Source organism: Nonomuraea sp. NPDC026600 (assembly GCF_040638335.1).
Lineage (GTDB): Bacteria > Actinomycetota > Actinomycetes > Streptosporangiales > Streptosporangiaceae > Nonomuraea.
This window is the reverse complement of record NZ_JBEZYD010000034.1, coordinates 59,810-73,311: the sequence shown is the minus strand read 5'-3', so window position 1 is coordinate 73,311 and position 13,502 is coordinate 59,810. Positions and strand designations below refer to the sequence as shown.

At 69.4% G+C, this 13,502-nt stretch carries 8 protein-coding genes; all 8 read left to right on the top strand.

Annotated features, from left to right (window positions below):
- Nucleotides 1-98: 98 nt before the first annotated feature.
- The 8 genes from AB0F17_RS49330 (at nt 99) to AB0F17_RS49295 (ending at nt 13,469) form a co-directional block, all read left to right on the top strand.
- A complete protein-coding gene (locus tag AB0F17_RS49330) occupies nt 99-2,057 on the top strand; it encodes a hypothetical protein (protein ID WP_358038558.1) in 1,959 nt (652 codons plus the stop codon).
- A gap of 356 nt (nt 2,058-2,413) precedes the next feature.
- Complete coding sequence (locus AB0F17_RS49325; protein ID WP_358038555.1) at nt 2,414-3,073, top strand: hypothetical protein; 660 nt, start codon at nt 2,414-2,416, stop codon at nt 3,071-3,073.
- A 225-nt stretch (nt 3,074-3,298) separates the two neighbouring features.
- On the top strand, nt 3,299-3,826 hold the full coding sequence (gene grpE, locus AB0F17_RS49320) for a nucleotide exchange factor GrpE (RefSeq protein WP_358038552.1): 528 nt from the start codon (nt 3,299-3,301) through the stop codon (nt 3,824-3,826).
- The gene (locus tag AB0F17_RS49315) at nt 3,827-5,410 is read left to right on the top strand and encodes an Hsp70 family protein (protein ID WP_358038549.1); all 1,584 of its coding nucleotides are present in this window, start codon (nt 3,827-3,829) and stop codon (nt 5,408-5,410) included. It begins immediately after the preceding gene.
- Nucleotides 5,411-5,413: 3 nt separating this feature from the next.
- Nucleotides 5,414-7,930 (top strand): hypothetical protein, encoded by a 2,517-nt coding sequence (locus tag AB0F17_RS49310; protein ID WP_358038546.1) that lies wholly within the window; start codon nt 5,414-5,416, stop codon nt 7,928-7,930.
- Between the two features lie 4 nt (nt 7,931-7,934).
- A complete protein-coding gene (locus tag AB0F17_RS49305; protein WP_358038544.1) occupies nt 7,935-9,101 on the top strand; it encodes a hypothetical protein in 1,167 nt (388 codons plus the stop codon).
- Nucleotides 9,102-9,105: 4 nt separating this feature from the next.
- Entirely contained in the window at nt 9,106-11,346 is a 2,241-nt protein-coding gene (locus AB0F17_RS49300; RefSeq protein ID WP_358038541.1) for a GTPase-associated protein 1-related protein, read from the top strand.
- A complete protein-coding gene (locus AB0F17_RS49295; protein ID WP_358038539.1) occupies nt 11,346-13,469 on the top strand; it encodes a hypothetical protein in 2,124 nt (707 codons plus the stop codon). Before AB0F17_RS49300 ends, AB0F17_RS49295 begins: the two co-directional genes overlap by 1 nt.
- Nucleotides 13,470-13,502: the final 33 nt, after the last annotated feature.

Sequence of the window (13,502 nt, the reverse complement as noted above, 5' to 3'; positions counted from 1 at the left end):
GCTGAAGACGCCGGATCCGCGCTTGCCCGGGAGGGCTCGGCGACACGGTCCGGACGCGACCGCCGCGCCTCGTCCGTGGATGAGGCAAGGTGGATTCCGTGTCTCCTGAGCGTTCGCCGGAGACTCGCCCGCCGGGGGAGGCGAGCTCGGATCGGCTGCGAATATCGTTCCGTGCCGCGCGAGAGGCGGCCGCGGTGCTGCGCCGCGCCGAGCACGGTCGCGCGGTGGCCGGCACGATCCGGCCGAGAGGAATTCTCGGCCTGATCCGGGAGCGCGCGCCACTGCCGATCATCTTGTACGTGGCGGCGCGGGACGGGCGACTCGTCTGGCGGGGCACCGACGCCTTCGCGGTGCTGGAGCCGCCGCGCGCCGCGCGGCTCACCGGCCGGCCGGGCAGGCTGCTGCGCCTCGTCGACAGGCACTGGGATTTCGTGCTGTTCTTCGCTCCGCCGGCCGTGCTCATGGGATTGTCGCTGGCGGCGATTCCACTGGCCATGCTGTGGCAGCGGTCCCCCCTGCTGCTGGGGGGTGCGCTGCTGCTTTGCCTGCTGGCCCTGCTGTACGTCGCCCTGTTCATGGTCGCGATGGTCGGTACCGGGATCGTCAGGGGGGTCCTGGGCCTGCGGGTCCGCGGTCGCCGGGATCGGGGGACGGCCGAGGAGATGAGGTTCCTGCACTGGTCGATGCCGCTGTGCCACTGCGCCGACCCCGCCGCCGCGCCCGCGTTCCTGAGCCAGGTCACCGAGCGGCTGCGCGGGCTGGTGCGCGCCCAGGTGGCGCGGGCGGTCGAGGACCTGGACGCGCGTACGCGGACCGTCGAGGTCAATGAACCGCTGCTCTGCCTCCTCGATGGCGCGACGAGCAGCGCGATGCGCGAGGCCATCACGACGGCGACCGACGGGGCCGGCGTCGGCGGGGTGACGTTCCTGGCGACGGGGTCGCGATCGGACGTGCGTACCGCGAAGGTCGTCGGCCTCGGCCCGGGACTGGCTCTGTACGCCTTCGCAGTCGCGATCATCGTGGCGGTCTCGGCGCGCGTGCTGGCGAACCTGGAGCGGGCGGCGTGCGCCGGGGACTGCGCGGGCCGGCCCGCTACTTACGGCACGGCGCTGCGCTGGCTCGCCTGGCGCCTGATCGGCGGCGACCCGGCCGACCTCGTGCCCGCCACCACCGAGGCTTGGGTGCTCGGGTGGATCAGCACGGGCATGGGAGGCATGGCCGTGCTGCTGTTCCTGGTCATGGTATGGCGAGCGCCCGAGGTGCGCAGGGCGCGACTTGACAGCTTCTGGAAGGGGATGGAGCCGGTGCTCGGAACATCAACCGTCTTGATCATGGTCGCCACGCCCGAGGAGCGGCAGGCCGTGATCGAGGCCGTCACCGGGGTCACGGGGACGGACCCGCAACGTCGCCATCTGAACATGCACACCGCGTTCGAGCTGGGCGTGGTGAGCCGGGCCCGGGTGCTGCTCGCGCAGACCCGGCCGGGGTCCACCGACCCCGGCGGCGCCACCTTGACCGCCCAATCGCTGATCGATCAGCTCAACCCCGACTACCTGCTGCTCACCGGAATCTGCTTCGGCCTGCGTGAGGGAAAGCAGCAGCTCGGGGACATCCTCGTGGGCAACCAGCTGCGGATCATGGATCACAAGAAGATCGTCGAACCTACGCCGGGGAAGCCGGTCGAGATCTCGCGGGGCGACCGGGTCACGCCGTCGGTGACGCTCTTCGACCGATGCCAGAACGCGCGGCTGACACAAACCGGCCCCAAGGTTCACTTCGGTCCGCTCCTGTCCGGGAACGTGCTGATGAACTCGCCGACGATGCGCGAACGCATGATCGAGGCGGAGCCCGACGCGATCGGCGGCGAGATGGAGGGACTCGGGGTCTACGCGGCGGCGGCCAAGGGGAAGGTCGACTGGATCGTGGTCAAGGCCATCTGCGACTGGGGGATGGCCAAGGACGATGAGTGGCATGAGCAGGCAGCGCGCAACGCGGCCGAGTTCATCCTCGACGTGCTGCGCAACGGCGGGCTGGACCGGCCCCCCAAACAATCATGAAGTCCTCGGCCTTTAGGTCACCTTGACTCAAAGCGGGCAAAGGGGATATGGTCTGGATGACCTTAAGATGGCGCTTTGATCGTCGGGCGCCGGGCGCGTGGCTCTCTTCGTGATATATGCGATATCGCATGAATATCCAGATTTGCATATATGTCTTGCCGATAAATGCCGCTCCCGGCGGCAAGCGGCGTCATATCCTGATTCCTCGCTGCCTATCGTGGGGGAGGCCGATCATGTTCGCACATCGTCCCCGGCTCCCGGGGAATTCCCCGAGGCGGCTGCCCGGCAGGATAAGTGGGGACTTGCCGGGCAGCTCGGGGAGATTATCTGGAATTGCCGTAATTGGTGTTCTTTTCTTGGCGGTTGCCGCGGCAGGTGTGATCTGGTACCTGAACGGGGGCGGCCACCGTGACTCGCTGGGGGACGCCACCCTGGCCGGGGCGCGGCAGACGAAGGGGGTCGTCTGCCTGGACGTGGCCGGTGACTTCTCCGGTTCGATGAACGACAGCGTGGACACCAGGAACGAGGCGCTGGCTCTGCTCAAGCCCTTCATGGCCCGTGAGATGCGGCCGGACGACCTGCTGACGACGGTCAAGTTCGCCCGGACGGCCTCGTTGACGCTCGCTCCGACTCGGGCGACAGGCCTCATGCGGGCCGCCGAATCGTCCGGGGGTGGCGTGGAGTTGGGCCAGGACACGTACTTCATCCCCGCGATCAAGGCTCTCGACCGTGGCCATGACAAGGACGGCGGGAGTTGCGCCAGGCGGGTCCTCGTCGCGATCACCGACGGCGAGTTCGCGGACGACGTGAAGCAGCTCGTGCCCCTCATCCGCCACTTCGACCGGGTCTATCTGGCCGTGCCCGACCAGGAGTCCGGCTATCGGCCGACGCTCTTCGCCGCCGACGCCCGGCTGGCCGCGGTCGTCACCGACGGCTTCGACGACGCCGAGGCCCTGAGTCTGTTGTACGGCAAGGTGCTCGCCGCGGCCACCGGTCAGCAACTCACGCGTCGTTAGCCCGAAATCCTGAATAAGAACAAGCCGGATCCAGGTGCCGCCGGCGACTTCATCCTGTTTAGCGCATGGGTCTGCTTCGGCCGTCCTCATATCGCCAGAAGTATCGATACACTCTGGATCGCGAATTTCAAAGTTCCCTCTAGTAAACGGAAACTCCTTATGACCATTCCTCCCTCCGACCCCGAAGCTCCGCCGGAATCTCCTGAAATACGCACTATGTCGGATATGAGCCCTGGTACGGCCGCAATCGACCGGTTGACCGAGGAAATCAGGGCGAAGTTCAAGCATGATCACGACCGTGCCGTTCACCGGGAGGAGATCATCGACCGGCTCTTCGCGGACAACCAGGCTCTCCGCCACGGCCTGCTCCAGGAGGCGCTGACGCCGGTCCGGGCCGGCCTCTACCGCCTGTACGACCTGACCGATCGAGAGGCCGCCAGGCTCCGCGGCACGCCGGGGGACGGCCACTTCGGCTCCCTCCTGGAGGCGATCGCCGCCGAGGTGGCGGAGGTGCTGGCCAGGACCGGAGCCGAGCTGCTGGAAGTCGCGCCGGGCGACCCGTACGACTCCGCCAGGCACCGGGCGATCAGGAGGGAGCCGGGGCCGGACGGCCGGGTCGTGGCGGTGCTCGCGGTCGGTTTCCAGCAGGAGGAACGCGTCCTGCGCAAGGCCGACGTGGTGATCGGCAGCGCCGGCGACGACCGCACCGCACAGCCGCAGGGGCCGGCGGACCAGCAGAGGCAGGACGGATAAATGGCCGTATATGGGATCGACCTCGGCACCACATACTCGTGCATCGCCAGCATCGACCAGATCGGCCGGGCAGAGGTGCACCGCAACCGGGAGGGTTCCGACACCACGCCTTCCGTGGTCTTCTTCGAGACGCGGGACAACGTCGTGGTCGGACAGCCCGCCAAGGACAGCGCGGTCATCTATCCGGACCTCGTGATCAGCCGTATCAAGCGTGACATGGGCCAGGAAGTCACCAGGACTCTGCACGAACGCGCGTACTCGCCCGAGGAGATCTCGGCGTTCGTGCTGCGCAAGCTGGCCGAGGACGCGCAGGTCGCGACCGGGGAGACCGTATCGGACGTGGTCATCACGGTCCCCGCGTACTTCGGCGTGGCCGAGCGCGACGCCACCAGGAAGGCCGGCCGCATCGCCGGGCTGAACGTGATCGACATCATCTCCGAGCCCATCGCCGCGGCCATCACCTACGGCGTGGTCAACCCGGAGGAGGACTGCCACATCCTCGTCTACGACCTCGGCGGAGGCACGTTCGACACGACCGTCATCACTCTGCGCGGCGGCGACATCGAGGTCGTGTGCACCGACGGCGACCACAACCTCGGCGGCGCCGAGTGGGACGACCATCTGGTCGAGCATCTGGCGGACAGCTTCAGGCGGGAGCACCCGGACGTCAGCGACCCGCTGGAGAGCAGCGCGACCGAGCAGGATCTGCGCAAGATCGCGGAAGACCTCAAGAAGACCCTGTCCTCCCGGGTCAAGCAGACGGCCCGGGTGATGCATGAGGGACGCGTGACCACGGTCGAGCTCACCCGGGACGCGTTCGAGGCGCTCACCCGGAACCTGCTGGACCGTACCGTGGCCATCACGCGCCGGACCCTGGAGACGGCACGGGAGAAGGGGGTCACCGCCTTCGACCACCTGGTCCTGGTCGGCGGCTCGTCGAAGATGCCCGCGGTGACCGAGATCCTGCGGAAGGAATTCGGCCTGACCCCCCGGCTCCAGGACCCCGACCTGGCCGTGGCCAAGGGCGCCGCGCTCTACGCGTTCGAGGAGACCTACCGGCGGCTGCTGAGCTCGGGGGAGCGGGCCAAGGCCGAGGCGATGGCGCTGGAGGCGGGCTTGTCCGGCACGCAGCAGCGGCAGATCGAGGGCCGGACGATCAAGACGGTCGCCTCGCGGGCCTTCGGCATCATTTCCATGGAGCCCAAAACCCGCCGCCGCTATGTCGCCCACCTCGTGCACGCCAACGACTCGCTCCCCGCCGCGACCACCGAGGGCTTCGCCACCCTGGACGACAACCAGGACACCGTCGCCATCCGCGTGATGGAGCAGGCGGGCAGTGCCGAGTCCGAGCAGGTCGATGACAACAACAAGATCGGGGAGGGCGACCTGCGCATCCCGCCCGGCAAACCCGCGGGCTTCCCGATCGAGGTGACCTTCTCCCTGGACGCCTCTGGCCTGTTGCACGTCACCGCCCGGGAGAACGAGCAAGGCCGGCAACTGGATCTCGACATCCAGATCGGCGGCATGTCCGAGGAAGAGGTCGCGTCGTCGCGGGACTCCCTGTCCCAGGTCCGCGTGGACTGACCCATGCCCTTCGAGGAGGACCGATATGTGCGGGAGGTGCTGGATCCGGCCAGGCAGGCCGGTGGCGCGCCTCCGGTGGACCTGCGCCGGCGTTACCAGCTCAGGGACGAGATGGGCGCCGCCGAGGTCACCGAGACCGTGCGGCAGGTCCGGCAGTGCTGGCGGCGTTCGCGGCAGAAGCTCAAGTTCCGCAAGGTGATCGACGCCCTCGAGGCCGATCACACCGAGCGGTACACCTCGATCTTCCAGGCGGCGGCGGACGGCGAACTCGGTCCGTTGCACGCCGAGTTCGAACGCTCCGCCGAGCGGGACAGGGAGCGCCTGGCCGACGTGCGGCGGCGGCTGGACGACGCGGCTGGAAAGCTCCGGCTGCTGACGCCCGACGTCGTCGCGGGCATCGCCAAGTCGGCCGGGCTCGGCGCGCCGGATGCCGCGGGCCTCACCGCCGAGCTCGGGATCGAGGTACGTGAACCCGACCAGCTCCCGCAGTCGCCGCCGTACGCGGCCTACCCCAAGCTCCGCGCGGCACTCGACACGCTGGACCAGCGCCACCTCGCCGGCTTCGTCGGCCTCCGTAGCGGGATCCGGGTCATGGGCGAGATTCCCGGAATCCTCGATCGGGTCGCCAAGCTGGAAGAGGAGACGCAGCGCAAGACACGGGGCCCGTGGACCGTGAGCGCCGAAGCGGTCTTCGCCGGTCTGCGCAACACACCGGACCCGGCAGCGCTCCTGCGCTACGACATGGCCGCCAGGCTCCGCGAGCGCGTCCGCGAGCATCCCTACGACGACACGCTGATGCGGCACGCCACCGACGACCTCGGGCTCGATCCGGACGACGCCAAGCGGCTGATCTTCGCGATTCGTCAGGAGAGCGGTGTGCCGGGTGGCCCGGCGGGCCGGCTGCGCGAGCTGGTCGACGCGGGGCAGATCCAGGCGGCCGCCGACTTCGTGGACGCGCTCCAGGCCGAAGCGCTGACCGCTGAGGCGGCCGAACTGGCCACAGAGGTGCGCGCCCGGCTGGCCAAAGCCGTGTCGCTGCGCGACGGGGCGCGTACGGAGGCCGATCCCGACCAGGCCTGGATGATGCTGGAGGACGCCCTGCGCCGGGCTCCGGACCTGCTGGGTGTCGAGGATCTGCTCGCCGGGCTCCCGCCGAAGCCGCCGGGCGAGGCGCGGGCGAGGCTGCAGGGCGACGTGGTGGCCATTGTCTGGCAGCCGTCACCATCCCGAGCCGGTGACATCGACTACGAGGTGTACCGGAACGGCGTTCCGTTCGCCGAGGTGACGCGCCCGAACGCCTCCGACGAGCGTCCGTCGGTGAACACGCCCGTGATCTACTCGGTCGCGGCCCGCCGCAGGCAGGCCACGTCGGCTCCGGTGGCCTGCGCGCCGCTGACGTTCCGCCCCGAGGCGCAGGAACTGCGGCTGACCGCGGTGGACGGCGTCGTCGCCGGTCAGTGGCGCATGCCGGCCGAGGCGTTGCGCGTCGTGGTCAAGCGTGACGGCAGGCCCATACCGGTGGAGGGCTCCGGTTTCCGCGACCGTGACGTGCGCGACGGGACCACCTATGACTACCTCATCGCGACCGTCTATCCCGACGGCCGGGGCGAGGTCACCACACCTGGGCTGCGGCGCGCCGTCACGCCTCAGGCCAAGCCGGTACCGGTCGCCGACTTCACGGTGGAGTCCGGGCCGGGCGGCCGGGGCGAACTGCTGATTCGCTGTAGCGAGCCGCCGTCGGGCGTGCTGGAGTTCGTGCTGCTCACGGCGGAACCCCGCTGGCCGTACGGGGCGGACATCCCCGTCGAGGAAGTGCGCGCGGCCGGCCGGGTCCTGCCGGCCGCGCCCACACGGGACGGGTACGTGCTGCGCTCGGCCCAGGTGTCCGGCGTGCTCCTGGCCGTCACGGTCGTGGGAGACAGCGCCACCGTCGGTGCGCATCGCGAGCACGTCAATCTGACGGCACCTCGGCAGGTGAGCGCGGTGCGCCGAGGCACGACGGTCCACGTGGGTCTGGAGTGGCCCAAGGACGTGCCGGAGATCGAGGTTCAGTGGGGTGACCGGCGCCTGGTCGTCTCGTCGGCGGCCTACCGCTCGCAGGGCGGCATCCGCCTCGACATCCCCGAGGGAGAGGCGCCGAAGATCCAGTTGGCTCCGACGACCGTGCTGAAGGGCACGCGGATCCGGGGCCCGGCGGTCCTCGCGCCGCTCTCCGCTGTCGTGCCCATCCGTTACGACATACGGACAGAGGGCGCGTTCTGGCGCCGTGAACTGGTCGTCAACCTGACCGCCGAGCAGCCGGCGCACGTGTCGCGGCTGGTCCTCGTGATCAAGCCGGGCCGGATTCAACCCGGCTCGGCCGATGACGGCCGCGTACTCGGTGAGTGGTCCGACATCAGCCCTCCGGCCCGGCTGGCCGTTGCGCTGCCCAGACAGCCGAAGCCGTACTGGGTGCGCTGTTTCGCCGAAGGCCCGGTCGAGCTCATCGATCCGCCGGTACGCGTCCTCAAGATGGGGTGAAGCTGTGATCACGTGTCCGTTCTGCTTCGTGAAGGTCGCGCCCCATCGCATCGCCTTCCGATGCCTGGGACCGAGCGGCCGGACCACGGGCTGTGCTCCGCAACCGGACGAGGCACTCGGGAAGTTCCGCGGCGCCCCGAACGCGCCCGTGTTGCCACCGGTGTTCTTCGTCCGGCGTCCGGGACGACGCGCCGTCTGCCCGTCCTGCTCGCGGGAGACCGCGTCGCGGGCCTGCCCGTCGTGCCACAACAGGCTTCCGGCAGAGTACTGCGCCAATCCCGGCAAGATCGTCGCGCTCGTCGGGGCGAAACACGCGGGCAAGAGCACCTACATCGCGGTCCTGATCCACGAACTGATGAACCGGGTGGGAGAGGAGCTCGACGCCTCCCTTGTGCCGTGCGACGACCGGACCATCAAACGCTACAAAGAAGACTTCGCCCGTCCGCTCTACGGCGACCACAAGCTCCTGGACAGCACGCAGTCGTCGTCAGCGGTGCCCCGCGACCCGCTGGTCTATCTCTTCACGCGCACCATCGCCGGCCGGTTGCGCAGCCGTACGGCCTCGCTGACCCTGGTCCTGTTCGACACCGCGGGCGAGGACCTCCGTCAGCGCGAGATGAGCGAACTGCACTTGCGCTACCTGAACGCGGCCGACGCCGTCATCTTCCTGCTGGATCCGCTCGAGCTGCCCGGCGCGCAGGCGGCGCTGCACGGCTCGGCCAAGGAACGAAGCGGAACGCTCGCCGGCGACCTGATGAGTGACCAGATGGACGTCGTCGTCCGGGTCACCGAACTGCTGCGCAAGCGGGACAAGGGGCGGCTGACCATCCCGGCGGCCGTCGCCCTCAGCAAGATCGACGAGCTGCGGGAGTCGATGGAGCGTCAGTCGGCTCTGCACCGGACCCGTGATCCGATCGGGGCGCTGGACCTGAACGACCGGGAGGCGGTGGACGAGCAGGTTCGCGCTCTGCTGCACCAGTGGCAGGCGGGCATGGTGGACCGCTACCTGAGCCAGCAGTACGACGACTATGCCCTGTTCGGGCTGTCCGCCCTCGGCGCGGTGCCGGAAGGCGAGACGGTCGCGCGCAGCGGGATCCGCCCGTATCGCATAGAAGACCCACTGCTGTGGCTGCTGTACCGGTTCAAGATGCTCGACGGCATACGGAGGTAGCCCCGTGGCTTGGCAGCTCCACTACACCTCGGCGGCGGCAGGGCCGTCCGGGCGCGCCGGTTTCCAGATCGTGGCCGAGAGTCCAGGGCTGCCCGCGGGGCTGGTTCCGCGGGTCACGCCCTACCTCACCTACCGGCCGCCACCGAACACGCCCACGGCGCCCTCGCCGGAGCGGATCCGTGCGATGCCGGTGGCCCTGTCGTACGGTCCGGTCAGTGATCAGTTCGCCCTGGTCCGTTGCGTTTATCTGGGCCAGGATTACTCGGGCCGGTACGGCAACTTCCTGGGCCATGCCCTCATGCCGGCCGACGGCGATCTGATGGGACTGCGGCCGATCGAGTTCTGGCGGGCGTCGCTCTGGGCGGACTCACCGGCCCGGCCCGGCTCCGAACTGCCCGAGCTGGCCGACCTCATGCCGGGCACCGCGCTGGACCCGGAGTCCCTGGGACAGTGGCTCCGGGCCGGCGGGCCGGCCGCCTACCAGCGGCTGAGCATCCTGCTCGAACTCGTTCGGCGGAGCCTCGTCCAGGAGCACGGCCGGCTCATTCTGGTCAGCGCGGATGGCGAGGAGATCGTGCGCTGGATCGCGGTGATCTCCTACTCGTTGCCGTGGGAGGCGGTCACCCGGCTGTCCTTCGTCACCTACAGCGGAGACCCGGCCTCGACCACGCAGCTCATCGTGGGCACCACGCCGGACGTGTGGATCCCCTCCGACGTGGATGCGACCGTGGTCGCGCTGGCCGAGGAGTCGCAGCCGATCGAGACCGGCCGCTTCTCCGACACCGTGCGGGAGCTGTGGCGGTCCATGGACTTCGACGGGATCGACGAACTCGCCGCGTTCGACGCCGCGGACCCCGATACGGCGGCGGCACTGGTAGCCCTCTGCCGGACCGGTGCCTCGCTCTCCGCGGACGAGCAGTCGGCGGTCACCGATCTGGTCGGGAACGGGCTGCCCGAGTGGGTGTGGCCCCTGCTGGGGCAGCGAGCCGACCTGCTCGGATACCGTCTCGCGGCCGCGGTCATCGCGCACGGTCCCATCGAGGCGGCCGGTCCGTGCGTCGCACGGTGCGTCCTGCTGGCGCTGCGCGACCCGGCGCTGGCACCGCCCCGCCGGCCGTTGCCCGAGGCGTATCGCCGGCAGGTGACGGCTGCGGCCCAGGCCGAACTGGACACCACGGACCGGCTCGACCACCTCGTCGGCATCCTCCGGGTGGCTGACGCGACCGGTCTGGAACTGCCCACCGCGCAGGTGGAGCGATTGGCGGCCTCACTCGTCGGGGCCGAGCTCACCGGCGTGCCCGGGCAGCTCGATCGGGCCCCGTTCGGCTGGCGCGAGTCGTTGCTGGCCGGGCTGGTCGCCGGGCTGGAACACGCCTCGCCCGCCGTACGCGCCGGCGTACTCACCGCGGACCTGTGCCGGTCGCTGGCCGACCGGGATCTGCGGGCCGCGCCGGTCACCGGTACCGCTGTGATCATCTGGCAGGCCGAATCCGGCGGCCTCGATCGCGTGGACGCGACCATCCGGCTCCTGTCACTGGATCACGCACCGCGAACGGCGGGGGAGCGGGACACGGCGCTGAAGGGGATCTGGCGGGAGGATCCGACGGCCGCTGAACTACGTCGCCTCATTGAGGCGGTAGGCGGACAGATGTCGAACTATCACGCGCTGAGCAGCCTGCCCGCCCGCCTGTTCGTACAGGTGGGGCTGAAGAGCTGTGACGCCGCGGACATCGCCGGCCGGATCCGCGACGCCGGGCTGGCCGGCTTCGTGGCCGACGACGCCGAGGCGGTGCTGCTGGCGACCGGGCTGGCCGACGCATGTACTCCCGGTCATGCCGTCGGGGAAGTGGAACGCCTCACCGCCCTGGCCGGTGAAGTCGACCAGGAGCTCGCCACCCTGGTTCGCACCTGGGCGGCGAAGACACTGGCCAAGCAGGATCCGGGGTTTCGACTGGCGCTGATGCGGCAGTTGTCGAGGCCGTCCAGCCAATGGCTGCTCGACCTCTGGCTCGCCGCGCGGGCGAACCGGGATGAGCAGGCAGCGCTCCTGGAGATCGCGATTCGGCTCCGCGGGGCCGGTGTGCGGATTCCCCGTCTGGAGGAGTGGGCGCGGTCCCTGGTGAACAGCTGGTCGCCGTTCGGGTCCATGGAGAACCGATTCAAGAAGGACCGCGAGCTGTCCGAGGGCCTGCGGGAGCTCATGAAGCCGAAACGCCGTGGAATTCTGCGCTGGAGGGGCAACTGATGTGGCTCCTGGTGCTCATCGTCTGGGTCGCGGTGGTATGGGCCGGTGTGGTCTTCGCGACCATGATCTTCCCGATCGCGCTGCTGGGCAGTACGCTCGTCGCGGTCGGGCTCTATCTGCTGCAGGCCCGGGCCATCCTGGTGCCGGACTCCTCGGCCGGCCTGTCGCCGGTCCCCCCACCGAAAACCGGGAAGGGGCGCGACCCCGCTTACCCTCACTATCTGTCCTCCCAGGTATGGAAGGACGGGCGGGCCATCCTGCGTACCACGGCTCCAAGCATCAGGATCAAGACGGACAAGACGCTGCGCAGTGTCACCAACGCCCTGATGAGCGGCCGGCGAGCCTGGTTCCTGTTCCCTGTCTGGTTCGGCATCTGTGGCGGGATCGTGTCGGCTGTGGTGCCCGTCTTCATGATCGGCGTACTGATCATGCTGATGTACGCGGTGACGGTCGCGCTCGGCATGCTCGTCTGGCTGGTCTGCGTGGGGATGCTCCGGGCCGTGGAGGCGGTCTTCATGCTGGCCCACCGGATTCTGCAGACCTGCCCGTACCCCGGCTGCTACGCACGCTTCACGCTGCCCGTCTACGCGTGCTCGACCTGTGGCCGTAAGCACGCGAATCTGCGACCCGACCTCAACGGCGCCGCCCGGCACGTCTGCCAGTGCGGCACGCGGCTGCCGACGACCATCCCGCTCGGCCGCTATCGCCTTCAGGCGTACTGCCCGCACTGCGATCGTCTGCTGCCGACCAGGGTCGGCCGGGTGCGCATCGAACCGTTGCCGTTCGTCGGCGGGCCGGATGCCGGCAAGACGACGTTCATGGCGCTCGGAGTGGACGCCATCCACGGCGCGGTGGACGCGGCCGGCGGCCAGGTCCTTTTCGCGGACAAGAGCGATGAGCAGGCGTTTCGGAAACTACGCGGGGAGCTGTCATCGGGCAGGATCAGCAAGACCCTGCCCGACCTGCCCAAGGCCGTGATGCTGGACGTGGCGCTGCCCGGGAGGACGGGCGACAGCCGGATCCTCTATCTGTTCGATCCGTCCGGTGAGCACTACACCGGGGCCAGCAAGGTCGAGGAGATGCGCTACCTGGCGCATGGGGAGGCGCTGATCCTGGTCATCGACCCCTTCGCGCTCCCCGACGTGCAGGACCACCTGCTCGAGTCCGAGCGGCAGGCGTTGACCGCCAAAGGGGTCGTGCTGTCTCGTGAGGATCCGGCCGACACCTTCACCCGGCTCCGCAACGAGTTGGCCAGCCGGGCGGACGGCGGAAAGCAGCGCCGGGTCGCGGTCGTACTCACGAAGGCCGATCTGCTCCGGCAGACCACATCCGGACGCGGTATCGACGACCTGGCGGCTTGGCTCACGCTCATGGGGCTTGGCAACCTCGTACGGGAGCTGAACCATCAGGGGGCGGAGGTCCGCTACCTCGCCTCGGGCTTGCCGCCGCAGAGGCCGCAGATCGCCGAGCTGATGGGCTGGCTGAGCGGATTGCGGCTGACCGGACACCTGGCCGACGGATCGAGCCCGGCCGCGGTCGAGTTGACGGCGGGTGATGTGCGAAGGCCCTGGGACACCAAGCCGCGTCCCGTCGGCCACCTGCCATTGAGTTACCTGATCTTCCGCCGGGCGCTCGCCGGCGCCACGATGATGACCTCCGCGCTGATGCTCATCATGTTCAGCCTGCTCCTGCTGAGCACATGGATGCCGAACGACGAGTCGGCGACGCTGGCCGCATCTGCCGCGCCGCAGGCTGCGCCGATCCCCCTGGAACTGGCCGGACGCTGGCAGGGGATCGTCCGCCCGACCGGTTCCGACGACTACCGCGTACGACTGGCTCTTACCGAGGGGGCGGCGGCCGGCGAGCGGGCCGGTACCGTCGACTACCCGGAACTCCGGTGCTCCGGGACCCTCACCCTCGAACCGGTCGCGGACTCCTCCGGCGCGCCCGTGATCCGGCAGGAGATCACCGAAGACCCCGGGGACAGATGTGTGGCCACCGGGTGGATCGCGCTGGCGCGGATGTCGGACGGCAAGCTCGAATACCGGTGGTTCTCACTCCTTGACGACGTCTCCGAAGGAGGGACTCCCGGAGTCATCGCGAAGCTGGACAGGAGGACGTGATTGCTCCAGGCGTCAGCCGGCCCACCCATAGCA

Excerpts from the sequence above, each read along its gene's own strand:
- grpE (WP_358038552.1), top strand. The coding sequence starts at position 3,299 with ATGAGCCCTGGTACGGCCGCAATCGACCGGTTGACCGAGGAAATCAGG.
- AB0F17_RS49295 (WP_358038539.1), top strand. The coding sequence starts at position 11,346 with ATGTGGCTCCTGGTGCTCATCGTCTGGGTCGCGGTGGTATGGGCCGGT.
- AB0F17_RS49310 (WP_358038546.1), top strand. The coding sequence starts at position 5,414 with ATGCCCTTCGAGGAGGACCGATATGTGCGGGAGGTGCTGGATCCGGCC.
- AB0F17_RS49315 (WP_358038549.1), top strand. The coding sequence starts at position 3,827 with ATGGCCGTATATGGGATCGACCTCGGCACCACATACTCGTGCATCGCC.